25 protein-coding genes are annotated in these 23,909 nt (G+C 55.7%); 8 read left to right on the forward strand and 17 right to left on the reverse strand.

Annotated elements, in window-relative coordinates:
• Positions 1–2: 2 nt before the first annotated feature.
• Both F0320_RS16165 and murQ read right to left on the reverse strand, forming a co-directional pair.
• Positions 3–1,364, reverse strand: a complete 1,362-nt coding sequence (locus F0320_RS16165) for a PTS transporter subunit EIIC (protein ID WP_126330031.1) — start codon at positions 1,362–1,364, stop codon at positions 3–5.
• Between the two features lie 11 nt (positions 1,365–1,375).
• Positions 1,376–2,269 carry an N-acetylmuramic acid 6-phosphate etherase gene (murQ, locus tag F0320_RS16170; protein ID WP_126330033.1) on the reverse strand — a complete coding sequence of 298 codons (894 nt, stop codon included), beginning with the start codon at positions 2,267–2,269 and terminating at the stop codon, positions 1,376–1,378.
• Between the two features lie 118 nt (positions 2,270–2,387).
• On the opposite strand from murQ, the gene F0320_RS16175 reads away from it, so the two are divergent.
• Together F0320_RS16175 and F0320_RS16180 are read left to right on the forward strand one after the other, a co-directional pair.
• On the forward strand, positions 2,388–3,236 hold the full coding sequence (locus F0320_RS16175; protein WP_023333056.1) for a MurR/RpiR family transcriptional regulator: 849 nt from the start codon (positions 2,388–2,390) through the stop codon (positions 3,234–3,236).
• 46 nt (positions 3,237–3,282) lie between these two features.
• Positions 3,283–3,543: a YfhL family 4Fe-4S dicluster ferredoxin gene (locus F0320_RS16180; RefSeq protein ID WP_008502177.1), complete on the forward strand. Its 261-nt coding sequence runs from the start codon at positions 3,283–3,285 to the stop codon at positions 3,541–3,543.
• Here F0320_RS16180 and acpS read toward each other — a convergent pair.
• The 12 genes from acpS to rseD all read right to left on the reverse strand — a co-directional run bounded on the left by acpS (position 3,540) and on the right by rseD (position 12,953).
• Positions 3,540–3,920, reverse strand: coding sequence for a holo-ACP synthase (gene acpS, locus F0320_RS16185; RefSeq protein ID WP_149323899.1), 381 nt, complete (start codon positions 3,918–3,920; stop codon positions 3,540–3,542). The two genes, F0320_RS16180 and acpS, sit on opposite strands and share 4 nt — an antisense overlap.
• Positions 3,920–4,651: a pyridoxine 5'-phosphate synthase gene (gene pdxJ / locus F0320_RS16190; protein ID WP_047652701.1), complete on the reverse strand. Its 732-nt coding sequence runs from the start codon at positions 4,649–4,651 to the stop codon at positions 3,920–3,922. Before pdxJ ends, acpS begins: the two co-directional genes overlap by 1 nt.
• Positions 4,652–4,684: 33 nt before the next feature.
• Positions 4,685–5,392 (reverse strand): DNA repair protein RecO, encoded by a 708-nt coding sequence (gene recO / locus F0320_RS16195; RefSeq protein ID WP_047652702.1) that lies wholly within the window; start codon positions 5,390–5,392, stop codon positions 4,685–4,687.
• A 17-nt stretch (positions 5,393–5,409) separates the two neighbouring features.
• Entirely contained in the window at positions 5,410–6,315 is a 906-nt protein-coding gene (gene era, locus F0320_RS16200; RefSeq protein ID WP_047652703.1) for a GTPase Era, read from the reverse strand.
• On the reverse strand, positions 6,312–6,992 hold the full coding sequence (gene rnc / locus F0320_RS16205; RefSeq protein WP_003860711.1) for a ribonuclease III: 681 nt from the start codon (positions 6,990–6,992) through the stop codon (positions 6,312–6,314). Before rnc ends, era begins: the two co-directional genes overlap by 4 nt.
• Before the next feature lie 222 nt (positions 6,993–7,214).
• Positions 7,215–8,189, reverse strand: a complete 975-nt coding sequence (gene lepB / locus F0320_RS16210; protein ID WP_023308848.1) for a signal peptidase I — start codon at positions 8,187–8,189, stop codon at positions 7,215–7,217.
• 15 nt (positions 8,190–8,204) lie between these two features.
• Positions 8,205–10,004, reverse strand: coding sequence for a translation elongation factor 4 (gene lepA, locus F0320_RS16215; RefSeq protein ID WP_047652704.1), 1,800 nt, complete (start codon positions 10,002–10,004; stop codon positions 8,205–8,207).
• A gap of 185 nt (positions 10,005–10,189) precedes the next feature.
• Positions 10,190–10,666, reverse strand: a complete 477-nt coding sequence (gene rseC, locus F0320_RS16220) for a SoxR-reducing system protein RseC (RefSeq protein WP_023308850.1) — start codon at positions 10,664–10,666, stop codon at positions 10,190–10,192.
• A complete protein-coding gene (gene rseB, locus F0320_RS16225) occupies positions 10,663–11,616 on the reverse strand; it encodes a sigma-E factor regulatory protein RseB (RefSeq protein WP_023308851.1) in 954 nt (317 codons plus the stop codon). The genes rseC and rseB overlap by 4 nt, the downstream gene beginning before the upstream one ends.
• Positions 11,616–12,266 (reverse strand): anti-sigma-E factor RseA, encoded by a 651-nt coding sequence (gene rseA / locus F0320_RS16230; RefSeq protein ID WP_047652705.1) that lies wholly within the window; start codon positions 12,264–12,266, stop codon positions 11,616–11,618. The genes rseB and rseA overlap by 1 nt, the downstream gene beginning before the upstream one ends.
• A 31-nt stretch (positions 12,267–12,297) precedes the next feature.
• Entirely contained in the window at positions 12,298–12,873 is a 576-nt protein-coding gene (gene rpoE, locus F0320_RS16235) for an RNA polymerase sigma factor RpoE (RefSeq protein ID WP_006176728.1), read from the reverse strand.
• The gene (gene rseD, locus F0320_RS21830) at positions 12,870–12,953 is read right to left on the reverse strand and encodes a rpoE leader peptide RseD (protein WP_223605340.1); all 84 of its coding nucleotides are present in this window, start codon (positions 12,951–12,953) and stop codon (positions 12,870–12,872) included. Before rseD ends, rpoE begins: the two co-directional genes overlap by 4 nt.
• Before the next feature lie 344 nt (positions 12,954–13,297).
• Here rseD and nadB point away from each other — a divergent pair, with 344 nt between their 5' ends.
• Positions 13,298–14,917 (forward strand): L-aspartate oxidase, encoded by a 1,620-nt coding sequence (gene nadB, locus F0320_RS16240; protein WP_047652706.1) that lies wholly within the window; start codon positions 13,298–13,300, stop codon positions 14,915–14,917.
• On the opposite strand, the gene trmN is transcribed toward nadB, so the two are convergent.
• The gene (trmN, locus tag F0320_RS16245) at positions 14,902–15,639 is read right to left on the reverse strand and encodes a tRNA(1)(Val) (adenine(37)-N(6))-methyltransferase TrmN (RefSeq protein ID WP_047652707.1); all 738 of its coding nucleotides are present in this window, start codon (positions 15,637–15,639) and stop codon (positions 14,902–14,904) included. The two genes, nadB and trmN, sit on opposite strands and share 16 nt — an antisense overlap.
• 132 nt (positions 15,640–15,771) lie before the next feature.
• Between trmN and srmB the strand changes: the two genes are divergently transcribed.
• On the forward strand, positions 15,772–17,100 hold the full coding sequence (srmB, locus tag F0320_RS16250) for an ATP-dependent RNA helicase SrmB (protein ID WP_047652708.1): 1,329 nt from the start codon (positions 15,772–15,774) through the stop codon (positions 17,098–17,100).
• Positions 17,101–17,149: 49 nt separating this feature from the next.
• On the opposite strand, the gene grcA is transcribed toward srmB, so the two are convergent.
• On the reverse strand, positions 17,150–17,533 hold the full coding sequence (grcA, locus tag F0320_RS16255; RefSeq protein ID WP_047652709.1) for an autonomous glycyl radical cofactor GrcA: 384 nt from the start codon (positions 17,531–17,533) through the stop codon (positions 17,150–17,152).
• Positions 17,534–17,846: 313 nt separating this feature from the next.
• Here grcA and ung point away from each other — a divergent pair, with 313 nt between their 5' ends.
• Entirely contained in the window at positions 17,847–18,536 is a 690-nt protein-coding gene (gene ung, locus F0320_RS16260; RefSeq protein ID WP_047652710.1) for a uracil-DNA glycosylase, read from the forward strand.
• A 48-nt stretch (positions 18,537–18,584) separates the two neighbouring features.
• Here the strand turns inward: ung and F0320_RS16265 are convergent, their stop codons facing one another.
• On the reverse strand, positions 18,585–19,715 hold the full coding sequence (locus tag F0320_RS16265; protein WP_023308857.1) for a tRNA/rRNA methyltransferase: 1,131 nt from the start codon (positions 19,713–19,715) through the stop codon (positions 18,585–18,587).
• Between the two features lie 204 nt (positions 19,716–19,919).
• Between F0320_RS16265 and trxC the strand changes: the two genes are divergently transcribed.
• The 3 genes from trxC to F0320_RS16280 all read left to right on the forward strand — a co-directional run bounded on the left by trxC (position 19,920) and on the right by F0320_RS16280 (position 23,806).
• Positions 19,920–20,339: a thioredoxin TrxC gene (gene trxC, locus F0320_RS16270; RefSeq protein ID WP_047652711.1), complete on the forward strand. Its 420-nt coding sequence runs from the start codon at positions 19,920–19,922 to the stop codon at positions 20,337–20,339.
• Positions 20,340–20,408: 69 nt separating this feature from the next.
• A complete protein-coding gene (locus tag F0320_RS16275; RefSeq protein ID WP_047652712.1) occupies positions 20,409–21,107 on the forward strand; it encodes a tRNA-uridine aminocarboxypropyltransferase in 699 nt (232 codons plus the stop codon).
• Between the two features lie 35 nt (positions 21,108–21,142).
• Positions 21,143–23,806, forward strand: a complete 2,664-nt coding sequence (locus F0320_RS16280) for a bifunctional acetate--CoA ligase family protein/GNAT family N-acetyltransferase (protein ID WP_047652713.1) — start codon at positions 21,143–21,145, stop codon at positions 23,804–23,806.
• Positions 23,807–23,909: the final 103 nt, after the last annotated feature.

Genomic DNA, 23,909 nt, shown 5'->3' on the forward strand with positions numbered 1-23,909 from the left:
CCTTACTCCTCTGGGTCGTTGAATCCTAATAGCCAGGTAAAAAGGAACCCGGCGATCACCGCTACTAAATAGCCTAACAGATAGAGCATGACTTTTCCGGTCACGATGGTTAATGCCAGCGGTAAACCGGAAAGCCCAAAGGTGATAACGGTAGCGACTTTCCAGTAGCTGATCAGCGCCCCGCCTACCGCACCGCCCAGACACGCGGCGAGGAACGGTTTACCCAGCGGCAGCGTAACGCCGAAAATCAGCGGCTCGCCAATGCCGAGCAGGCCAACCGGCAGTGCGCCTTTTATCATTTTTTTCAGACGCGTGTTGCGGGTTTTCATCAGTACGGCAATCGCCGCGCCGACCTGCCCCACGCCCGCCATCGACAGGATAGGCAGTAGCGCGTTGTAGCCGTGCGCCTGTACAAGCTCTACGTGGATCGGCACCAGCCCCTGGTGCAGACCGGTCAGCACCAGCGGCAGGAAGGTACCGGAAAGCACAGCGCCCACTAACAGGCCGCCGCGGTCAATAGCCAGAGACGCACCGTGAGCGATGGCTTCAGAGATCCACCCGCCTAACGGCTGGAGGGCCACAATCGCTACGCTACCGGTAATCAGCGTGGTCAGCAGCGGGTTGAGAATCAGCTCGATCGACCCGGGCAAAACCGCGCGCAGCCTTTTCTCGATCCAGCACATCAGGATGACCACCAGCAGCACGGCGATCACCCCACCGCGCCCGGGCTGGAGCGCCTCACCAAACAGCGTGATCTGCGCCAGCTGCGGGCTGGACAAAATGCCCGCCATGACCCCGCCCATCGCCAGCGATCCACCAAACACCTTCGCGGTATTCACCCCGACGAGAATGTTCATGATGGCGAACACAGCGCTGCCGAAGATCCCCAGAATCCCCAGCAGGTTCGGATACTGCGTGGCAAAATCCCCGACGATATCCGGCCGCTTGAGGATATTGATAATCCCGGTGATCAGTCCCGAAGCAATAAACGCCGGGATCAGCGGAATAAAGACGTTTGCCAGCTGACGCAGCGCATCGCTCATGGGGGCTTTGTATTTGGCCTTCGCCTGCGCCCTGGTGCGTTCCGCATCGTCCATCGACGCGCTCGCGCTAACGCCCATCAGCGCGCGCATGGCATCGACAACCTGCGCCGCTTTCCCTGGCCCGACGATCAGCTGATGCTGCTGCCCCTGCTTCACGTAGCCGCTGACGCCGGACAGTTGCTTCAGGCGCGGCACGTCAAGCTGGTCGTCGTTATGCACCTCGACGCGCACGCGCGTCATGCAGTTTTCGAGACGCTGAATATTTTTTTCCCCACCGATCCCCTGCAGGATATCGCTGGCGAGCGCTGCTGTTTTGTCCATAGACGCCTCTGTTAGTTTTCTAATGCTGCCCGTAAGAAGCCGCTATGCGCATCGAGTTTGGCTCTCGCGGCCGCCGCATCCAGCCCGCTCAGGATCATCAAAATGGCCGGTTTAACATCGTGATCGGTCTGCTTGAGTACCGCTTCAGCCTCTTCACGGCCTGTGCCCGTCGCCTCCATCACCATGCGGCAGGCTCTGTCCACCAGCTTGACGTTGGTGGCCTGCATATCCACCATCAGGTTCTGATACACCTTGCCGAACTTCACCATCGCGCCGGTGGAGATCATATTGAGCACCAGCTTTTGCGCGGTCCCGGATTTAAGGCGCGTGGAGCCGGTGAGCGCTTCCGGCCCGACAACCGGAGAGATAGCGATAGCGGCCACCTGCGCAATCGGGGAGCCCGGATTACAGGAGATGGCCACCGTCGTGCAGCCCGTCCGGTTGGCGTATTCCAGCCCGCCAATGACGTACGGGGTGCGCCCGGATGCCGCCAGCCCAACCACCAGATCCTTCGCGGTCAGATTCAGACCTTTCAGGTCATCCTCGCCCAGCTGTTTGTTATCTTCCGCCCCTTCAACGGCTTTCAGCAGCGCGCCGGGTCCACCGGCAATCAGTCCAACGACCAGACCGTGCGGAACCCCAAAGGTTGGCGGGCATTCTGACGCATCCAGCACCCCAAGACGCCCGCTGGTGCCCGCCCCCATGTAGATAATACGGCCGCCGGCCTTGAGGGCTTCCGCCGCCGCATCGACCGCTTTCGCCACCTCGGGTAATGTCTCTTTCACTGCCTGCGCGACCAGCGTATCCTGTTGATTAAAGCGGTTAACCAGCTCCAGGGTGGATAGCGCATCCAGATCCATGGTTTGCGGGTTACGCGTTTCAGAAACAAGTGAGCCAAGATTCATTTTTTGTACCTCAAGAATTTTTAATTCATAATAATCACACTATAATGGAATATAAAATTCATTCAGGCGAGCAAAATTCGTATTTGCGCAGATAATCACATTTTCGCCAGGAGACCCTATGAACTGTTTAATTCGCATTCGCCAGCGCTACGCAGGCTTTGCCCAAAGCGACAAGAAGCTGGCGGATTTTCTGCTTTCTCAACCCGATCGCGCGCGCCATCTCAGCTCGCAGCAGCTGGCGAGTGAAGCCGGCGTGAGCCAGTCCAGCGTGGTGAAGTTTGCCCAGAAGATTGGCTTTAAGGGGTTCCCCGCCCTCAAGCTGGCGATCAGCGAAGCGCTGGTGAGCAACCCCAACCCGCAGTCTATGCCGGTGCATAATCAGATCCGCGGCGATGACCCGATGCGGCTGGTTGGCGAAAAGCTGATCAAAGAGAACGTGGCGGCCATGCACGCGACGCTCGATGTGAATACCGAAGAGAAGCTGCTGGAGAGCGTGGCGATGCTGCGCGGCGCGCGCAGGATCATTCTGACCGGTATCGGTGCGTCCGGACTTGTGGCGCGTAACTTTGGCTGGAAGCTGACGAAAATTGGGCTTAACGCCATCGTCGAGCAGGATATGCACGCCCTGCTGGCGACCGTACAGGCGATGGATCCTGACGATCTGCTGCTGGCTATCTCCTACTCCGGCGAGCGCCGTGAAATCAACATGGCAACCGATGAAGCGCTGCGCGTCGGCGGTAAAATTCTGGCGATCACCGGTTTTACCCCGAATGCCCTGCAGCAGCGGGCAACGCGCTGTTTATATACCATTGCCGAAGAGCAGGCCACGCGCAGCGCGGCTATCTCGTCCACCAGCGCGCAAATGATGCTGACGGACCTGCTGTTTATGGCGCTGGTGCAGCAGGATCTGGAGCGCGCGCCCGAGCGCATTCGTCACAGCGAAGAACTGGTAAAGAAACTGGTTTGACGCGTATAATGCCCGCCCAGTTTGTGTTGTTTCTGAGAATTTCCTGATGGCGCTGTTAATTACCAAAAAATGCATTAATTGCGATATGTGCGAGCCCGAATGCCCGAACCAGGCGATTTCGATGGGGGACAGCATCTATGAGATTAACAGCGACCGCTGCACGGAATGCATCGGCCACTATGAAACGCCGACCTGTCAGAAAGTGTGCCCGATCCCGAATACCATCCTCAAGGATCCGGCCCACGTCGAGAGCGAAGAGCAGCTCTGGGATAAGTTTGTCCTGATGCACCACGCGGACAAACTTTAACTTTCGATAATCACCGTTGCGCTGGCATAGTGGCGTTCATCTGCGATCGTCACGTGCATGTGCTTCACCCCCAGCTTTTCCGCCAGCTTTTGCGCTTCTCCCCACAGACGCAGGCTCGGTTTGCCCAGCTCATCGTTAAACACTTCGAACTGATTAAACGCCAGGCCGTTACGAATGCCGGTCCCGAAGGCTTTGGCTGCCGCCTCTTTTACCGCAAAGCGCTTTGCCAGAAAGCGCACCGGCTGCTGATGCGCTTCCCAGATGGCCCACTCGTTATCGCTCAGCACGCGTCTTGCGAGGCGATCGCCGCTACGGGCGATCACCGCTTCAATACGGGCTATTTCAACGATATCGGTGCCTAAGCCCAGAATGGCCATTACTGACGCGCTTCCTGCATCAGGCGTTTCATTTCTGAAACCGCCTCTTTCAGGCCGCTCATCACCGCACGGCCAATGATGGCGTGGCCGATGTTCAGCTCGTGCATTTCCGGCAGGGCGGCAATGGCCTTCACGTTGTGGTAGGTCAGGCCGTGACCGGCGTTAACCTTAAGTCCCAGGCTTGAGGCATACGTGGCCGCTTTGGCAATGCGATCCAGCTCTTTCGCCTGTTCGGCGTCATTTTTGGCATCGGCATAGCAGCCGGTGTGGATTTCGATATACGGCGCGCCCACGTCGGCCGCCGCTTTAATCTGGGCGAAATCGGCGTCGATAAACAGAGAAACCAGGATACCGGCATCCGCCAGGCGCTTGCAGGCATCGCGCATTTTGTCGAGCTGACCGGCCACATCCAGACCGCCTTCGGTCGTGACCTCCTGGCGTTTTTCCGGCACCAGGCAGCAGAAATGCGGCTGGGTCTCGCAGGCAATGGCCAGCATCTCTTCGGTGACCGCCATCTCCAGATTCATACGGGTGTCCAGCGTCTGACGCAGAATGCGCACGTCGCGATCGGTGATATGGCGACGGTCTTCGCGCAGGTGAACGGTAATGCCGTCGGCGCCAGCCTGTTCAGCGATAAACGCTGCCTGAACCGGATCGGGATACGCCGTGCCGCGCGCATTACGCAGCGTGGCGATGTGGTCGATGTTGACGCCTAACAGTAATTCAGCCATGACAATCCTCGGTTTTCTTTTCGATTCTGTGGTCTAACGTTTCGGCACAAACTGCCTGAATAATTCGCGGCTCTTTAAGGGCTTGCCGCCAAGATACGGCTTGAGGGCAATCCGGGTAAAGCGTTTTGCTGCGCGCAGGGTATCTTGATCGGGAAACTCGCGCTCATACAGCGCCCGGAGCTGGCGCCCGGTAAAGGTGCTGTTGTCGATCACGATACTGGCAATGAAGCCTTTTTCTTCACGGTAGCGGTAGGTCATGGTGTCTTCTACCTCATCCCCGCTGCCCGCGCAGTGCAGAAAATCTACGCCGTATCCGAGGTGGCCCAGCAGCGCCAGTTCAAAACGACGCAAGGCGGGTTCGGGCGTGCCGGATGCGCCAGCCAGCGCCTGGATACAGTGCAGATAATCGAAGAAAAGTTCAGAGAAGCGGGTCTCATGCTCAAGAACCCGTGAGATGAGTTCGTTGACATACAGACCGCTGTAGAGCGTGATGCCGGAAAGAGGAAGCGCCAGAGAGACGGCTTCGGCACTGCGCAAGGTTTTCACTTCCCCTCGCCCACCGAAGCGTACCAGCAGCGGCGTGAAAGGCTGTAGGGCACCTTTCAGGTTAGAACGTTTGGAACGTGCGCCTTTCGCAACGAGGCGCACGCGGCCCGACTCTTCCGTGAAGACGTCCAGCATGAGGCTGGTTTCGCTCCAGGGACGACTATGCAGGACAAAGGCGCGCTGCCATCCATCCATATGCTCGTCGTCTTAAGTTACTGGTCTTCGCCGTAACCGAGGCTGCGCAGAGCACGCTCATCATCGGCCCAGCCAGATTTCACTTTCACCCACAGTTCAAGGTGAACCGGCGCTTCGAACATCTCCATCATGTCCTTACGGGCTTCAATGCCGATGGTTTTGATCTTGGCCCCTTTGTTGCCGATCACCATCTTCTTCTGCCCTTCGCGCTCAACGAGGATCAGGCCGTTAATGTCGTAGCCACCGCGCTCGTTGCTCTGGAAACGCTCGATCTCCACCGTCACAGAGTACGGCAGTTCAGCACCCAGGAAACGCATCAGCTTTTCACGGATGATTTCAGACGCCATAAAGCGCTGAGAGCGATCGGTGATGTAGTCTTCCGGGAAGTGGTGAATCGCTTCCGGCAGATGCTTACGCACGATGCCCGCGATGGTGTCCACGTTCAGGCCGGTCTCAGCGGACAGCGGAACGATGTCGAGGAAGTTCATCTGGCTACCAAGCCACTGCAGATGCGGCAGCAGGTCGGCCTTTTCCTGCACGTTATCAACTTTGTTGACCGCGAGGATGACCGGCGTTTTGCCGTCACGCAGCTTGTTCAGCACCATCTCGTCGTCCGGCGTCCAGCGGGTGCCTTCCACAACGAAAATCACCAGCTCTACGTCGCCAATCGAGCTGCTCGCCGCCTTGTTCATCAGGCGGTTGATGGCACGCTTCTCTTCCATGTGCAGGCCCGGGGTATCGACGTAGATCGCCTGATACGCGCCTTCAGTATGGATGCCGACGATGCGGTGACGCGTGGTTTGCGCCTTACGCGAGGTGATGGAAATCTTCTGCCCAAGCAGATTATTCAGCAGGGTGGATTTGCCAACGTTCGGACGTCCGACGATGGCAATAAATCCGCAATAGGTTTTATCTTCGCTCATTCCAGCTCCAGCATTTTTAACGCCTGTTCGGCGGCAGCCTGTTCAGCCTTACGACGGCTTGAACCTGTGCCTACCACCGGTTCACTCAGGCCACTGACCTGGCAATGGATGGTAAATTCCTGATCGTGCGCTTCGCCACGCACCTGCACCACCAGATAAGACGGCAGCGGCAGATGACGACCCTGCAAATATTCCTGCAGACGCGTTTTCGGATCTTTTTGTTTATCGCCCGGGCTGATTTCGTCCAGACGGGTCTGATACCAGTTCAGGATCAGCTTTTCTACGGTCTGGATATCGCTGTCCAGGAACACACCACCAATTAATGCTTCGACCGTATCGGCAAGAATAGATTCACGACGGAAGCCGCCGCTTTTCAGTTCACCCGGCCCAAGACGCAGACATTCGCCCAGCTCAAACTCGCGCGCGATTTCCGCAAGGGTATTACCCCGAACCAGCGTGGCACGCATGCGGCTCATATCCCCTTCATCCACACGCGGGAAACGGTGATAAAGCGCATTCGCAATCACGAAACTTAAAATAGAGTCGCCTAAAAACTCGAGACGCTCATTATGTTTGCTGCTGGCACTGCGGTGGGTTAATGCCTGTTGCAACAACTCCTGATGATGAAAAGTGTAGCCCAGCTTCCGTTGAAGCCGATTAATTACGATGGGGTTCATGCGATACCAATAAATGAATGCGTCAAAAATGCAGCACACGAAACCGACCTGAGAAAACCAACGCGGTTTCGTGTGCCGTGGCACCCTTGCAGGGCCAACCTTAAACTTCGGGGGAATATTCTATACACAACGACAGGGGATGTCGTTAGTTCGAAGAGATTTATCGTGGAAATAATTCACGTAGCCGCTAATTAAAGCGGCTACGCGTTCATTTATTGAGAATTAATGGATTCCGCCAATACGATTCAGGCGTACACCGGTCGGCCATTCGCCTTCCTGCTTCTCAAAACTCATCCAGATGGCGGTGGCTTTGCCGACCAGATTCGCTTCCGGCACAAAGCCCCAGTAACGGCTGTCCGCAGAGTTATCGCGGTTGTCACCCATCATGAAGTAATGTCCTGGCGGTACAATCCAGCTCGCCAGCTGCTGGCCCGGCTGGCGATAGTACATACCCAGCTGATCCTGCGCGATTGGCACGGTGAGAATTCGGTGCGTCACATCGCCCAGCGTCTCTTTGCGCTCAACCAGACGGATGCCGTCCTCTTTGGTTTCACCTTTCGGTACCTGGAAGAACCCGCTGGTCGCTTCGCCACCGTTACGACGGGCAAAGGTCTGCACAAAATCACTTGGCTCAACGTTTGAGTAAGTGATTGGCAGCGCGTTTTCACATGCGGTACCGGAGCTGCAACCCGGCTGAACGGTAACTTCTTTCGCAACCGGATCGTAAGTGACTTTATCACCCGGCAGACCTACCGCACGCTTGATGTAGTCCAGGCGCGGATCTTCCGGATATTTGAACACCACGATGTCGCCACGTTTCGGATGACCGGTTTCGATCAGCGTTTTCTGGTAGATAGGATCTTTAATGCCGTAGGCAAACTTCTCAACCAGAATAAAATCACCAATCAGCAGCGTTGGCATCATTGAACCTGATGGAATTTGGAACGGCTCGTAAATAAACGAACGTACCACCAGCACAATCGCCAGCACCGGAAATACCGAAGCGCCCGTTTCCAGCCAGCCCGGTTTCGGGCCGACTTTCTTCAGGGTTTTCGCGTCAATCCCATCACCAGTGGCTGCCTGAGCGGCAGCCTGACGTTCACGACGTTTTGGGGCGAAGATAAACTTATCCAGACACCACAACAGACCTGTCACCAGGGTAGCAATGACCAGGATCAGGGCAAACATGTTCGCCATGCCAACTCCTTAGGGTTATTTGCCGTCTTTACCAACATGAAGGATGGCAAGGAATGCTTCCTGCGGCAGCTCGACGTTACCGACCTGCTTCATACGCTTCTTACCTTCTTTCTGCTTCTGGAGCAGCTTTTTCTTACGGCTGACGTCACCGCCATAGCACTTCGCCAGAACGTTTTTACGCAGCTGTTTCACGGTTGAACGCGCGATAATGTGGTTGCCAATCGCCGCCTGAATCGCGATATCGAACTGCTGACGTGGGATCAGATCTTTCATTTTCTCAACCAGCTCGCGGCCACGGTACGGCGCATTGTCGTTGTGGGTGATCAGCGCCAGCGCATCCACACGCTCGCCGTTGATCAGCACGTCCACACGCACCATGTTGGAGGCCTGGAAGCGTTTGAAGTTGTAATCCAGTGACGCATAGCCACGGGAGGTCGACTTCAGACGGTCGAAGAAGTCGAGTACCACTTCCGCCATCGGGATCTCATAGGTCAGCGCCACCTGGTTACCGTGGTAAACCATGTTGGTCTGCACGCCACGCTTCTCAATACACAGCGTAATTACGTTACCCAGGAATTCCTGCGGCAGCAGCATGTGACACTCTGCGATAGGCTCACGCAGCTCCTGAATGTTGTTCAGCGGCGGCAGCTTGGACGGGCTATCGACGTAGATCACTTCTTTCGAGGTGGTTTCAACTTCATAAACTACGGTCGGCGCCGTGGTGATCAGATCCAGATCGTATTCACGCTCCAGACGCTCCTGAATGATCTCCATGTGCAGCAGACCGAGGAAACCACAGCGGAAGCCGAAGCCCAGCGCCGTTGAGCTTTCTGGCTCATAGAACAGGGAGGCATCGTTCAGGCTCAGTTTACCGAGCGCGTCACGGAAGTTTTCGTAGTCGTCAGAGCTGACCGGGAACAGACCGGCGTAAACCTGCGGTTTCACCTTTTTAAAGCCTGGCAGCGCTTTATCTGCCGGGTTACGGGCGCCGGTCAGGGTATCGCCCACCGGCGCGCCGAGGATGTCTTTAATGGCGCAGACCAGCCAGCCTACCTCGCCGCATCTCAGCTCGGTACGGTCAACCTGTTTTGGCGTGAAGATGCCCAGACGGTCGGCGTTGTAGACCTGTCCGGTACTCATTACCTTAATTTTTTCGCCTTTACGCATGGTGCCGTTTTTAATACGCACCAGAGAGACAACGCCCAGATAGTTATCGAACCACGAGTCGATAATAAGCGCCTGCAGCGGGCCATCCGGATCGCCTTCCGGGGCTGGAATGTCACGTACCAGGCGTTCCAGCACGTCGGTCACGCCCACACCGGTTTTCGCGGAGCAGCGCACGGCATCGGTCGCGTCAATGCCGACAATATCTTCAATCTCTTCCGCTACGCGTTCAGGATCGGCGGCTGGCAGGTCGATCTTGTTCAGAACCGGCACAACTTCGAGATCCATTTCCATCGCGGTGTAGCAGTTTGCCAGGGTTTGGGCTTCAACGCCCTGCCCGGCATCCACCACCAGCAGCGCACCTTCACAGGCCGCGAGCGAGCGTGAAACCTCATAGGAGAAGTCAACGTGGCCTGGGGTGTCGATAAAGTTCAGTTGATAGGTTTCACCATCAGCCGCTTTGTAATCAAGCGTAACGCTCTGCGCCTTGATGGTGATACCGCGTTCGCGTTCCAGGTCCATGGAGTCCAGAACCTGGGCTTCCATTTCACGATCAGACAGGCCACCGCAAATCTGGATAATACGGTCAGACAGCGTCGACTTACCGTGGTCAATGTGAGCAATGATCGAAAAGTTACGTATGTTCTTCATATAGTTAAATAATTATGCCTTACGAATTCCTGGAGGCCGCTGTTCTTAGCCTGACGTTTTTCAGTGCGAAAACGCAGCATTCTACACTACATCCTCGCTACCTGGAAATGCACTTAGAAGCACGTATAACGTGAAGAAAGGCCGTTTTCTGTTTTAGGGTGTAAAAAATGATAAAGCCCGATGGATCACCGGGCCTCTGAAGAGAGCGTTTCAACACGAAGCTGGTCTGGTGCCAGCCCAACGCTGAGAATGACAGGCTGCCACTCCTCCCGCGCGGCAAGCGTCGGAGATAGCCCTTTGGCAAGCCAGAATCCCCCCACGCCACCCAATGCGGCACCGCACATAGCGGCCACATCGGTACCAAACAGCATCTGAAACAGGCCACCCATGATAAACAGGCCGACCAGCGGAGAGAGATACACCAGCATAGCGGAGCTGAGCAGGCTGCCTTCCGCGATGCCCAGTTCCACCTTCTGCCCCGCCATCAGCGGCTGTTCGCTTGGCACAGAAATCGTGTGCGATGTTTGTGGCCCGAGCTTATTCAGCACGCGGCTGCCACAGCCGGCACGGGATGCGCAGCTATTACACGAGGCTTTAACATCGCAGCTCACCAGCGCAATGCCGTTCTGCCAGGAAACAACCGTCGCCCACTCTTTGATCATTGTGCAGCCCTGAATTTAATGCTGTCGGAGATGCGCTTCGCCGTCTGCGGAGGGAGTTCTCCCACAATGGTGATCTCTGCGTTATCGCGTACCGTTGTACTCACCGTACGGCGCCCGGTACGCAGCATTTGTTCGGCGCTGTTTGCCGTTGCGCGATTGATATTCACCGAGAAGCTGAACAAACCATCCGAATAGAGACGCGATTCCACCGGCGTTTCAATGGTTGGCAGCTGACGACGGCTGCTGGACACTTCGCTAAACCCTTGCGGGATCCAGGCAGGTACCCAGTTGAAATTAACGGAATCCCCGGCAGGAACAGAAAGCAGCGGCGGCAGGCTGGCCTTAGCCAGATTCTGCATGCTGTTGCCAACCTGATTATTCACGCTGAAGGAGATAACCCGGAACTGTTCCAGCGTTTCACCGTCACGATCGAGCAGGTCTACACGCATCGGGAGTTTGGTTTCGGCATCAATCCAGACGATATAGCTGTAGCGCGTTCCGTCCCGGGCAACAACGCGAATGACCTCACACAGTCTGTCCGCGATGCGTGTGCGCCCCACCGAAATAAAATCATAGTAAGGGGCAAGCCGTTTGAAGTCGGTATAAATGAGTGACGGCAGAGAATCAACGATATAATCGCCATTCAGCGTGAAAGGCTCCAGACCCGGCTCGAAATAGCTGATTTCGTTGCCACGCTGAACCACTTCCCGACGCGGGCCATCCATCTGTAAAAGCTGGGCGAGCGGCTGGTTATCAAGACGGGCATGACGATAGCGTAACGACTCGACGCCCTGCTTATTGATGCTGATAAATGCCAACTCATAATTGAGTGACTGGCTGGCCAGATTCATTTGCTGCAACAACGCCCCGGATGAAACATCAGCCGAGGCGTTGGCAGAGAAGAACAGGCTACCCGCCATCAGAGACATGGCGAACCAAAGTTGCTTCATTACTGCGATTGCGTTCCTAAAGTTTGGTTTCCGGGCACCTGCACAGCAGCTTGCTGTGTCTGCGCCTGCTCAAACTGAAGCTGTTCAGAGTGCAGACGACGCTGCAACTCGTAATCCTGCAACATCGCATTAATGCGACGGCGCTGCTCCTGAACCTGCTGTTGCTGGCCGCCGCTGGCGGATGCATCAGCCGGTACACCCAGACTTACCGGGCTGGCTTTGCCCATCATCGGCAGTGTGTTAAACACTGGCGCTTCTGGCTGCTGATTAGTTTCAGACTGAGTATTATAGTGCTGGACGCCAACAATAACTGCAAGCGATACGCATGCAGCCACACCCATTTGGGTAAGCTGGCTGGCCCACGGGCGCACCTTTTGCCAGAATGGCATTTTCTGCCACTGGTGAGGCGCGGGTTGAGCTTCAGGAATCAGCGGAGTGGTCTGATGAACAGGCTCATTCTCAATCGCCGCCATGACGCGGGCTGAGATATCGAAATGGAGAACCTCGCTGGTGTCACCGCGAAGGGTGTCACGGATGAGATGGTAACTCTCCCAGGTCTCTTGCATTTCGGGTGAATGAGACAGCTCGTTGAGCATCTCATTATCTACCGTTTCACCATCCATTAAAGCGGAAAGTTTTTCTTTCTGCATGCCTAATACCTTTTCCAGTATCCCGCTATCGTCAACGCCTGATAAGCGGTTGAACTTTATTATCAATAGCTTCTCGCGCACGGAAAATTCGTGAACGTACCGTGCCGACCGGACAATCCATGATAGCGGCTATCTCTTCATAGCTCAGACCATCCAGCTCCCGTAACGTAATTGCCATGCGTAAATCTTCCGGGAGCGACTCGATCGTGCGAAAAACGATTTGTCTCAGTTCTTCTGACAACATTAAGTTCTCAGGGTTCGAAATTTCTTTCAATGCGCCGCCACTTTCGAAGTTTTCGGCGTCTATTGCGTCCACATCACTTGAAGGCGGACGACGACCCTGAGCGACCAGATAATTCTTTGCCGTATTGACCGCAATACGGTACAGCCAGGTATAAAAAGCACTATCTCCCCGGAAAGAATCCAGCGCGCGATAGGCCTTAATAAAAGACTCTTGCACCACATCAGGCACATCGCCTGACGGTACATAGCGGGAAACCAGGCTCGCCACCTTATGCTGGTAGCGGACCACCAGTAGGTTAAAGGCTTTCTGATCTCCCTTCTGGACCCGTTCAACCAGGACCTGGTCCGTTAACTGCTCGCTCATCCGAGGTAATGTCTCCCCAAACCTAAATTCCACGCGTTATCGAAACGCCACTCTAAAAATACCGCACTTTGAGCAAGCACCGAATTAGAGTGTCTGATCTTCAATAAGTTCCGTAACGCCTTTGTTTTTGTTCATCGCGCCGCAGACTGTTCATTTTCTCTCATTATAAGTCTGTTCACGATACGCACCACTTTCTGACAAGAAACATCTTTTTCCCGCCAGAAGAGTAACGCAACACAGGCTTTATTTCACCACAAAATCTGACGCTAACGATCTGCTTCGCAAAATAATTTCACTCATTTACCCTCCGTTTACCTCCGCTTACGCGTTTAGCCATTGCGACAGCCTCTAAAAAAATACGTGCGATAAATCGCATTCAGGTGCTATTCTGACCCAACACTGTTTAGTAAATTAAACAACAATCATGAACACAACATCTGAACTCCATTGTGATGTACTGATCATCGGCAGCGGCGCTGCCGGTCTCTCTCTGGCGCTGCGCCTGGCCGAGCATCAAAACGTTATCGTTCTGAGTAAAGGACCGATAAGTGAAGGTTCCACGTTTTATGCCCAGGGCGGCATTGCCGCCGTGTTTGATGAGACAGACAGCATTGCTTCCCACGTCGAAGATACGCTCATTGCCGGGGCCGGGATCGTGGATGCACACGCCGCAGAGTTTGTCGCCAGCAATGCCCGTCACTGCGTTCAGTGGCTCATCGACCAGGGCGTCTTATTCGATACTCAGGTTCAACCGAACGGTGAAGAGAGCTACCACCTGACTCGCGAAGGTGGCCATAGCCACCGCCGCATCCTGCACGCAGCGGATGCCACCGGAAAAGAAGTGGAAACCACGCTGGTCAGCAAAGCGCTGAACCATCCTAATATTCGGGTTCTCGAGCGAAGCAATGCCGTTGACCTGATTATCTCTGACAAGATTGGCCTGCCCGGGACGCGTCGCGTGGTGGGCGCCTGGGTCTGGAACCGAAATAAAGAGAAGGTGGAAACCTGTCAGGCAAAGGCTGTAGTCCTGGCGACGGGCGGCGCCTCTAAAGTGTATCAGTACACCACGAACCCGGACATTGCCTCCGGAGACGGTATCGCTATGGCCTGGCGCGCAGGCTGCCGGGTGGCGAATCTCGAGTTTAATCAGTTTCACCCCACCGCCCTGTTCCACCCTCAGGCGCGCAACTTCCTGCTGACGGAAGCCCTGCGCGGTGAAGGCGCTTATCTGAAACGCCCTGATGGCTCCCGCTTTATGCCCGACTTTGACGCCCGGGGCGAACTGGCCCCGCGCGATATCGTTGCTCGCGCCATCGACCATGAAATGAAGCGTCTTGGCGTGGACTGCATGTATCTCGATATCAGCCATAAGCCAGCAGAGTTCATTCGCCAGCATTTCCCGATGATTTATGAAAAGCTGCTCAATCTTGGCATTGATTTAACGCGCGATCCGGTGCCCATTGTGCCAGCGGCACACTATACCTGCGGTGGTGTGATGGTTGACGATCATGGACGTACTGACGTAGACGGTCTGTATGCTATCGGTGAGGTCAGCTATACCGGACTTCACGGCGCGAACCGTATGGCCTCTAACTCGCTGCTTGAGTGTCTGGTGTACGGCTGGTCGGCGGCGGAAGACATCACCAGGCGCATGCCTTACGCCCGCGAGACAGAGCAGCTGCCTGCCTGGGATGAAAGCCGCGTGGATAACCCGGACGAGCTGGTTGTGATCCAGCACAACTGGCATGAGCTACGGCTGTTTATGTGGGACTACGTGGGGATTGTGCGCACCACGAAACGCCTGGAACGCGCCTTGCGCCGCATCACCATGCTGCAGCAGGAAATTGATGAGTATTATGCCAATTTCCGCGTATCCAATAACCTGCTGGAGCTGCGCAATCTGGTGCAGGTTGCCGAGCTGATTGTTCGCTGCGCGATGATGCGTAAAGAGAGCCGCGGGCTGCACTATACCCTGGACTACCCGGATCAGCTTGCTGAGTCCGGCCCGTCGATACTCGCCCCGCAGGTTTACATAAACAGATAAAACGCCTGGGTCAGGGCAGTGTAATCTTCGGAATAACGCTGGTCTGGCCCACGGATCACCATCCGGTCATTAAAGCATTCACCCTCTTTTGGCGAGAGCGCCAACAGCACGCGGTGCGGCAGTCGTCCTTCCGTATCCGAAATATCGGTACGCAGACGTAACGTCCAGCCGATCTCCTGCGCGATGCCGATAAATGTGTTGCCGGTACTCTCGGGCAGGACCACGCAGAAAAAACCTTCTTCGGAGATGAGTTCTGCCGCGCTGGTGAGCAGCGCTTTATGATCGAGGGAGCCGGTATAACGCGCCTGTTCACGCTCGGGCGTCCCGCACTCAACGCCGGGCTCGTAGTAGGGAGGGTTGCTGACGATCAAATCGTAACGTGCGGTTTGTTCAGGCGCCCAGGCGAGCACATCTGCGCAGTCCACTTTCATGCGGGCAGCCCAGGGGGATTCGGCCATATTGTCACTCGCCTGCTCTGCGGCCTGCGCGTCCAGTTCGACGGCATCAATGATGACATGTTCTTCCGTACGCTGCGCCAGCATCAACGCCACCAGCCCGCTGCCGGTACCGATATCAAGAATACGCTTAACACCTGCGACAGGCGCCCACGCTCCCAGTAAAATACCGTCTGTACCGACCTTCATGGCACAGCGATCGTGGGCGACAAAAAATTGTTTAAAGGTAAAACCATCGCGGCGCAGCTGCGCTTTGAGTTGAGACATGTCAGGACAACCTTCTAAGTGAAACTGGAGTAGCATAGGGGAAAGCGAAGTGGCCGAAAAGCGATATCCATACAAACAGATGAAGATTACAGCCGTAACGTCTATAATCAGCGCCCCACACAGAGGTAGAACATGACTGTAACGACTTTTTCCGAACTTGAACTCGATGAAAGCCTGCTCAATGCACTTGAGAGCAAAGGCTTTACACGCCCGACCGCCATTCAGGCAGCGGCCATTCCGCCTGCGCTTGAGGGCCGCGATGTGCTCGGTTCTGCGCCAACCGGCACGGGGAAGACAGCAGCCTATTTGCTGCCTGTGTTGCAGCATCTGCTCGACTTTCCGCGTAAAAAATCTGGCCCGCCGCGTATTTTGATCCTGACGCCTACGCGCGAACTGGCAATGCAGGTTGCCGATCACGCGCGTGAACTCGCGGCAAATACTCATCTGGATATCGCCACCATCACCGGCGGCGTTGCGTATATGAACCACGCCGAAGTGTTCAGCGAAAACCAGGACATCGTCGTTGCAACGACGGGCCGCCTGCTGCAGTACATTAAAGAAGAGAACTTCGACTGCCGCGCGGTTGAAACGCTGATCCTCGACGAGGCCGACCGCATGCTGGACATGGGCTTCGCACAGGATATCGAGCACATTGCAGGAGAAACGCGCTGGCGTAACCAGACGATGCTGTTCTCTGCCACCCTCGAAGGGGAAGCGATCAAAGACTTCGCAGAGCGTCTGCTGGAAGATCCGGTGGAAGTGTCGGCGACGCCGTCCACCCGTGAGCGTAAGAAGATCCACCAGTGGTACTACCGCGCGGACAACCTCGAGCACAAGGTCGAATTGCTGAAACACCTGCTGAAGCAGGAAGATGCGCTGCGCACAATCGTATTTGTGCGCAAGCGCGAGCGCGTGCACGAGCTGGCTGAAATGCTGCGTAACGCCGGGATCAACAACTGCTATCTTGAAGGCGAGATGGCGCAGATCAAGCGTACCGAAGGCATCAAGCGCCTGACCGATGGCCGCGTTAACGTACTGGTTGCGACAGACGTAGCCGCTCGCGGAATCGACATCCCGGACGTCAGCCACGTCATTAACTTCGATATGCCGCGCAGCGGAGATACATACCTGCACCGTATTGGCCGTACCGGCCGCGCGGGCCGCAAAGGGATTGCGATTTCACTGGTCGAAGCGCATGACTACCTGCTGCTGCAGAGGATTGGCCGCTATGTTGATGAGCCGCTGAAAGCGCGCGTTATTGACGAACTCCGCCCGACCACGCGTGCGCCGAGTGAAAAGATGACGGGTAAACCGTCCAAGAAAGCGCTCGCAAAACGTGCGGAGAGAAAAGAGAAAGAAAAAGAGAAACCGCGCGTGAAGCAGCGCCACCGCGATACCAAAAACATTGGTAAGCGCCGTAAGCCAAGCTCTGCCGCACCAGAGACGAAAACTGAAGAGTAAAAAAAGCCGGGGAAATCCCCGGCTTTTTTATTCCCCCCTGCTGAAGCCGTTACAGGCTTTCAGTAAAGGTACGAGCGATAACGTCGCGCTGCTGTTCTGGAGTCAGTGAGTTAAAGCGAACCGCATAGCCGGACACGCGGATAGTCAGCTGTGGGTATTTTTCTGGGTGCTCAACGGCATCCATCAGCGTTTCGCGGCGCAGCACGTTAACGTTCAGGTGCTGACCCCCTTCCACGCGCACTTCCGGTTTCACTTCCATTGGAATTTCACGGTATTCGATTTCGCCCAGTTTGTTCACCGGCACGATTTCATCTTCAGCAAAACCCGCTTTCGCAACGACGCAGCGCGCTTCGTTCTTCTCGCTGTCCAGCAGCCAGAAAGAATTGAGCAGATCGTCATTTGCAGCTTTAGTAATCTGGATACCTGTAATCATGTGTTGCCTCCCTAGGCTACATTAACTGATGCTGGCCTTTCGCGGCCAATTGGTAAAACCATTGTTTCTTGTGTGTATATATAACATTCACACCTCGGTGATTTATTGATTTAAATCAACAAAAACACCAACCACATAAAGAGTGTGGTTTGAATTTATTGTTTCAGATCAATTTCACAGTCTTACCAATTAAACTCACTCTGTATCTTTTCAAAATAAATTTAGCCACTTAGCACGTATTTCAGCACGTAATTTTGCTCACCGGGGCTAAACAGGTAAGCTAGTCACAGATTGAGATTCGCAGGAGAGCGAGATGACGACACCTTTAACCTGGCATGACGTGCTGGCAGAAGAAAAGCAGCAGCCTTATTTTATCAATACGCTCAGCACCGTTGCCGCTGAGCGTCAGTCCGGACAAACGATTTACCCGCCGCAGAAAGACGTGTTCAACGCCTTTCGCTACACCGAACTGAGCGATGTGAAAGTGGTCATTCTGGGTCAGGATCCCTATCACGGCCCCGGGCAGGCGCATGGGCTGGCGTTTTCCGTTCGTCCGGGTGTGGCTATCCCCCCTTCTCTGCTCAACATGTATAAAGAGCTTGAAGCAACCGTGCCCGGTTTTACCCGGCCAAACCACGGTTACCTGGAAAGCTGGGCGCGCCAGGGCGTGCTGTTACTGAATACGGTGCTTACCGTACGGGCGGGTCAGGCGCACTCGCACGCCAGTCTGGGCTGGGAGACGTTTACCGATAAAGTCATCAGCCTTATCAACGAGCATCGTGAAGGGGTGGTGTTTTTACTTTGGGGTTCTCACGCGCAGAAGAAAGGGGCGATTATCGATCGTCAGCGTCATCACGTGCTCAAGGCACCGCACCCGTCACCGCTGTCTGCGCATCGCGGTTTCTTTGGCAGTAATCATTTTGTTCTGGCGAATGAATGGCTGGAAAAAAGTGGCGAAAAGCCGATTGACTGGATGCCTGTATTACCGGCAGAGAGCGAGTAGTTTGAGTTTGTATGCCCGGCTCACCGGGCATACAAAAAGCAAAATGGCTTATGCCTTATTCTGACGCCACCATTCGGCCAGCAGTACGCCGGTCGCAACGGATACGTTCAGACTTTCCACATTGCCTGTTCCGTCGATAGAGACGCTCAGATCCGCACTGGAGAGCGCCGCGTCAGACAGACCATCACGTTCCTGACCTAATACCAGCACCATTTTGCGCGGCAGCGTCGCTTTAAACAGCGGCGTACCGGCATGGCTCGAGGTGGTCACGATGGAATAACCCGCTTTACGGAACTGCTCGAGGGCGTCCAGAACGCTGTCGCCGGTGATCGGCTGTACGTGCTCGGCTCCGCCTTCCGCAGTACGGATCGCTGCGCCGGATTCCAGCAGCGCGGCATCCTGCAACAGCACGCCTTTCACGCCAAAGTGCGCGCAGCTGCGCATCATTGCGCCCAGATTGTGCGGGTTGCCCACATCTTCCAGCGCCAGCACGCAGTCATCGGCATCCGCCTGGCTGACCCACTGCTGCACGGTGGTGCCGTTACGCTTTTTGATCAGGAAGCAGACGCCGCCGTGGTGTTCAGTACCGGACGCTTTGGTCAGCTCCGCATCATCCACCACGTGGTAGGCTTTACGGTTCGCGGCCATCCAGCGCAGCGCTTCTTTAAAGCGCGGGGTCACGCTCTGGATAAACCAGGCGCGGACGATACATTCAGGACGGCTCTGGAACAGCGCCTGGCAGGCGTTCTCGCCATACACGCGGGTCTCTTCCGCACGCTGACGGCGCAGTACTTCCGGGTCGATAAAGCTTTTACCGCTGATACCGCCGTGATCGGCCTTTTCTGGCGTTTCGTCGCCAGGGGCACGAGAAACGGTGCGCCACGGGGAGGCGTTATCACGTGAGAAATCATCACGCGGACGATCGTCGCGTGGACGGTCACTGCGTGGGCGGTCGGAACGCGGACGATCATCGCGTTTGCGATCGTCACGTTTGCGGTCATCACCGCGGTTATTTCTGTCATCGCGGGCGGGGCGACGGCCACCGTCTGCACGAGAAGACGCCGGACGCCCGCCACCTTTTCCGGTACGCGGATTTTGGGTGCGTTTATCAGAGTCATCATCACTGCGGACATACATCACTTTGACCTTGCCGCTTTTGTTTTTCATTTCGTCGTTCATGCTTTTCTCCACCAGCGCTGCGCGAAGCGCGCAGATTACCCGATGTGCCAGCGCATAGCCATAATTTCGTACAAAAGCCTGTGACTATTGTTCTCATTGAATAAAACGCATTGTTGTTTCAAACAGGCTCATTGATAATATGTAACATATTAGAAACATTATCGGCGTTGTGCCGCTGTCCCACGGCTCTATCAGAGGTTAGTTATGAATACCGTATGTGCCAACTGTCAGGCTCTTAACCGCATTCCGGACGATCGGATTGAAGATGGTGCGAAATGCGGACGCTGCGGCCATGAATTGTTTGATGGCGAGGTCATTAACGCGACGGGTGCTACGCTGGACAAACTCCTTAAGGACGATCTTCCTGTCGTGATCGATTTCTGGGCGCCATGGTGCGGCCCATGCCGTAGCTTCGCGCCGATCTTCGAAGATGTGGCCGAAGAGCGTAGCGGAAAAATGCGGTTCGTTAAGGTCAATACCGAAGCCGAACCCGAACTGAGCGCACGTTTTCGTATTCGCAGCATCCCGACCATTATGATTTTCAAAAATGGCGAAGCGATCGATATGCTCAACGGTGCGGTTCCAAAAGCGCCTTTTGAAAGCTGGTTAAACGAGTCGCTGTAACATTCACGGGGCACGTCTTGTGCCCCGCTCCCGCCTCTGCGAAAATAGCGTTTTTCCTGCATTTCGCTCATGACTGATAACGCTGTCCTTAAATTACGCGCCGAACGCCTTGCGCGCGCCACACGACCGTTCCTCGCCCGAGGCAACCGTATTCGCCGCTGTCAGCGCTGCCTGCTGCCGCTGAAGGTTTGTCTGTGCGAGACGCTCGCTCCGAGTACGGCGGAAAGCCGTTTTTGTCTGGTCATGTTCGATACCGAGCCGATGAAACCCAGCAATACGGGGCGTCTTATCGCTGATATTCTGCCGGATACCTCCGCGTTTCAATGGTCCCGTACGGAGCCGCCTCAGGCCCTGCTCGATTTAGTGGCCAGCCCCGACTATCAGCCTATGGTCGTTTTCCCCGCGTCTTATGCAGGCGCGGAGCGCCAGGTTCTTTCAGCGCCGCCATCCGGTAAACCCCCTCTGTTTATCATGCTGGACGGCACCTGGACCGAAGCGCGAAAAATGTTTCGCAAAAGCCCCTATCTCGACGCGCTGCCGGTCATTTCGGTCGATCTTTCCCGCGTCTCCGCCTACCGCCTGCGTGAAGCGCATGCTGACGGGCAATACTGCACCGCCGAAGTGGCGATTGCGCTTCTGGATTTAGCGGGAGATACCGTTGCGGCTGGCGCCCTGGGCAACCATTTCTCATGCTTCCGGGAGCGCTATCTGGCGGGAAAAACCGTTCATAAGGGCAGCGTCACAGCGCCCGAGCCAGAAAGCGTTTAAAATCATCAGGTCGCTTGCATTCACAGGAGGCCTCCATGAGCCAGCGAGGGTTAGAAGCGCTACTTCGTCCTAAATCCATTGCCGTCATCGGCGCATCAATGAAACCGGATCGTGCTGGCTATCTGATGATGCGCAATCTGCTGGCCGGGGGATTTAATGGTCCCGTCATGCCCGTCACGCCGTCTTATAAAGCCGTTCAGGGAGTGCTTGCATGGCCTGATGTACAAAGCCTGCCTTTCGTGCCGGATCTTGCCGTACTTTGTACAAACGCGAAGCGTAACCTGGAACTGCTGGAATCACTCGGCAAGAAAGGGTGTAAAACCTGCATTATTCTCTCGTCTCCGCCTGAACAGAAAGCCGAGCTTCTGGCCTGCGCCAGCCGCTATCAAATGCGCATTCTTGGGCCAAACAGTCTGGGCCTTCTCGCCCCCTGGCAGGGGCTGAATGCCAGTTTCTCTCCGGTTCCGATCCGCAAAGGCAAACTGGCGTTTATCTCGCAGTCGGCTGCGGTATCGAACACCATCCTCGACTGGGCGCAGCAGCGTGAAATGGGATTCTCCTACTTCATTGCCCTGGGCGACAGTCTGGATATCGACGTTGATGAGCTACTGGATTTTCTGGCACGTGACGGCAAAACCAGCGCGATCCTGCTTTATCTTGAGCACCTCAGCGACGCGCGTCGTTTTGTCTCGGCTTCGCGAAGCGCGTCGCGCAATAAGCCGATCCTGGTGATCAAAAGCGGACGAAGCCCTGCGGCACAGCGTCTACTCCATTCGCATTCCGGTATGGATCCCGCCTGGGACGCCGCCATTCAGCGCGCGGGGTTGCTGCGGGTACAGGATACGCACGAGCTTTTTTCCGCCGTTGAGACGTTAAGCCATATGCGCCCGTTGCGCGGTGAGAAGCTAATGATTGTCAGTAACGGTGCGGCCCCTGCAGCGCTCGCGCTGGACGAGCTGTGGCGGCGCTTCGGCAAGCTGGCAACGCTGAGTGAAGAGACGCTGCAGCGCCTGAGAGAAGCGCTTCCGACCAGCGTGACGCCCGGCAATCCGCTTGATTTGCGCGATGACGCCAGCAGCGACCACTATATCAGGGCTATCTCCATTTTGCTGGATAGCCAGGATTTCGATGCGCTGATGATTATCCACTCCCCCAGCGCGGTCGCGCCGGGTAGTGAAAGCGCGCGCGCGCTTATTGACGCCGTGCGCAACCATCCACGCGGTAAATACGTTACCCTGCTCACCAACTGGTGCGGTGAGTTTTCGTCTCAGGAGGCGCGGCGCTTGTTCAGCGAGGCCGGGCTGCCAACCTACCGCACGCCGGAAGGCACCATCACCGCGTTTATGCATATGGTGGAATATCGCCGCAACCAGAAACAGCTGCGTGAGACGCCGGCTTTGCCGGGGAATCTGACGGCGAACACCGTCGACGTTCACCGGCTGTTGCAGCAGGCCATTGAAGAAGGCGCAACCTCGCTTGATACGCATGAGGTCCAGCCCATTCTGGGCAGCTACGGGATGCAAACCCTGCCGACCTGGATCGCCAGCGACAGCGCAGAGGCCGTTCATATAGCCGAACAGATTGGCTATCCGGTTGCCCTGAAGCTACGTTCCCCGGATATCCCGCATAAGTCTGATGTTCAGGGGGTTATGTTATACCTGCGTACGGCAACAGAGGTGCAGCAGGCAACTGATGCTATTTTCGACCGGGTCAAAATGGCCTGGCCGCAGGCAAGGATCCACGGATTGCTGGTGCAAAGCATGGCCAACCGCGCAGGGGCTCAGGAATTACGGGTGGTGGTCGAACACGATCCCGTCTTCGGCCCGCTCATCATGCTGGGGGAAGGTGGCGTTGAGTGGCGCCCGGAGGAGCAGGCTGTGGTCGCTTTACCGCCGCTGAACATGAACCTGGCGCGCTATCTGATCATCCAGGCGATTAAAAGTAAAAAGATCCGTGGCCGGAGTGCGCTGCGCCCGCTTGATATTGCCGGGTTAAGTCAGTTCCTGGTGCAGGTGTCTAACCTGATTGTGGATTGTGCCGAAATCCAGCGGCTGGACATTCATCCGCTGCTCGCCTCGGGCAATGAGTTTACGGCGCTGGACGTGACCCTGGATATCGCGCCATTCGAAGGAGACCCAGAGAGCCGTCTGGCGATCCGCCCGTATCCCCTGCAGCTGGAGGAGTGGGTTGAGATGAAGAATGGAGAACGCGCCTTGTTCCGCCCTATTCTGCCGGAAGATGAGCCTCAGCTGCGGGCCTTTATCTCTCTGGTCACGAAAGAGGATCTTTATTATCGCTATTTTAGCGAAATCAACGAATTTACCCACGATGATTTAGCCAATATGACCCAGATCGACTACGATCGAGAAATGGCGTTTGTTGCCGTTCGTCGCGCCGCTAAGGGTGATGAGATCCTCGGCGTCACGCGTGCGATTTCTGACCCGGATAACGTTGATGCGGAGTTTGCGGTGCTGGTGCGCTCCGATCTTAAAGGCCTGGGTCTGGGAAGACGGCTGCTGGAAAAACTCATCAGCTATACGCGAGATCACGGATTGTTACGCCTCAATGGCATTACTATGCCTAACAATCGCGGTATGGTGACCCTGGCGCGAAAACTTGGGTTTGACGTTGATATTCAGCTGGACGAAGGTATTGTGGCCTTGTCCCTCAGTCTGACATCAGCAGATAAACGCGAGTAAGCTACTGGAAATGTTACCCACTTTGGACGGGACTGGTGGTATCATTGTCCGCTTATGTTGTTTGCATGGTACAGACAACCCTTCAATGAACAGAGAAGAAACG

It is taken from the genome of Enterobacter dykesii, from assembly GCF_008364625.2.
Lineage (GTDB): Bacteria > Pseudomonadota > Gammaproteobacteria > Enterobacterales > Enterobacteriaceae > Enterobacter > Enterobacter dykesii.

Bases quoted from the DNA above. Each gene is read 5' to 3' on its own strand.
- F0320_RS16165 (WP_126330031.1), bottom strand. From the start codon at position 1,364: ATGGACAAAACAGCAGCGCTCGCCAGCGATATCCTGCAGGGGATCGGT.
- murQ (WP_126330033.1), bottom strand. From the start codon at position 2,269: ATGAATCTTGGCTCACTTGTTTCTGAAACGCGTAACCCGCAAACCATG.
- F0320_RS16175 (WP_023333056.1), top strand. From the start codon at position 2,388: ATGAACTGTTTAATTCGCATTCGCCAGCGCTACGCAGGCTTTGCCCAA.
- F0320_RS16180 (WP_008502177.1), top strand. From the start codon at position 3,283: ATGGCGCTGTTAATTACCAAAAAATGCATTAATTGCGATATGTGCGAG.
- acpS (WP_149323899.1), bottom strand. From the start codon at position 3,920: ATGGCCATTCTGGGCTTAGGCACCGATATCGTTGAAATAGCCCGTATT.
- pdxJ (WP_047652701.1), bottom strand. From the start codon at position 4,651: ATGGCTGAATTACTGTTAGGCGTCAACATCGACCACATCGCCACGCTG.
- recO (WP_047652702.1), bottom strand. From the start codon at position 5,392: ATGGATGGATGGCAGCGCGCCTTTGTCCTGCATAGTCGTCCCTGGAGC.
- era (WP_047652703.1), bottom strand. From the start codon at position 6,315: ATGAGCGAAGATAAAACCTATTGCGGATTTATTGCCATCGTCGGACGT.
- rnc (WP_003860711.1), bottom strand. From the start codon at position 6,992: ATGAACCCCATCGTAATTAATCGGCTTCAACGGAAGCTGGGCTACACT.
- lepB (WP_023308848.1), bottom strand. From the start codon at position 8,189: ATGGCGAACATGTTTGCCCTGATCCTGGTCATTGCTACCCTGGTGACA.
- lepA (WP_047652704.1), bottom strand. From the start codon at position 10,004: ATGAAGAACATACGTAACTTTTCGATCATTGCTCACATTGACCACGGT.
- rseC (WP_023308850.1), bottom strand. From the start codon at position 10,666: ATGATCAAAGAGTGGGCGACGGTTGTTTCCTGGCAGAACGGCATTGCG.
- rseB (WP_023308851.1), bottom strand. From the start codon at position 11,616: ATGAAGCAACTTTGGTTCGCCATGTCTCTGATGGCGGGTAGCCTGTTC.
- rseA (WP_047652705.1), bottom strand. From the start codon at position 12,266: ATGCAGAAAGAAAAACTTTCCGCTTTAATGGATGGTGAAACGGTAGAT.
- rpoE (WP_006176728.1), bottom strand. From the start codon at position 12,873: ATGAGCGAGCAGTTAACGGACCAGGTCCTGGTTGAACGGGTCCAGAAG.
- nadB (WP_047652706.1), top strand. From the start codon at position 13,298: ATGAACACAACATCTGAACTCCATTGTGATGTACTGATCATCGGCAGC.
- trmN (WP_047652707.1), bottom strand. From the start codon at position 15,639: ATGTCTCAACTCAAAGCGCAGCTGCGCCGCGATGGTTTTACCTTTAAA.
- srmB (WP_047652708.1), top strand. From the start codon at position 15,772: ATGACTGTAACGACTTTTTCCGAACTTGAACTCGATGAAAGCCTGCTC.
- grcA (WP_047652709.1), bottom strand. From the start codon at position 17,533: ATGATTACAGGTATCCAGATTACTAAAGCTGCAAATGACGATCTGCTC.
- ung (WP_047652710.1), top strand. From the start codon at position 17,847: ATGACGACACCTTTAACCTGGCATGACGTGCTGGCAGAAGAAAAGCAG.
- F0320_RS16265 (WP_023308857.1), bottom strand. From the start codon at position 19,715: ATGAACGACGAAATGAAAAACAAAAGCGGCAAGGTCAAAGTGATGTAT.
- trxC (WP_047652711.1), top strand. From the start codon at position 19,920: ATGAATACCGTATGTGCCAACTGTCAGGCTCTTAACCGCATTCCGGAC.
- F0320_RS16275 (WP_047652712.1), top strand. From the start codon at position 20,409: ATGACTGATAACGCTGTCCTTAAATTACGCGCCGAACGCCTTGCGCGC.
- F0320_RS16280 (WP_047652713.1), top strand. From the start codon at position 21,143: ATGAGCCAGCGAGGGTTAGAAGCGCTACTTCGTCCTAAATCCATTGCC.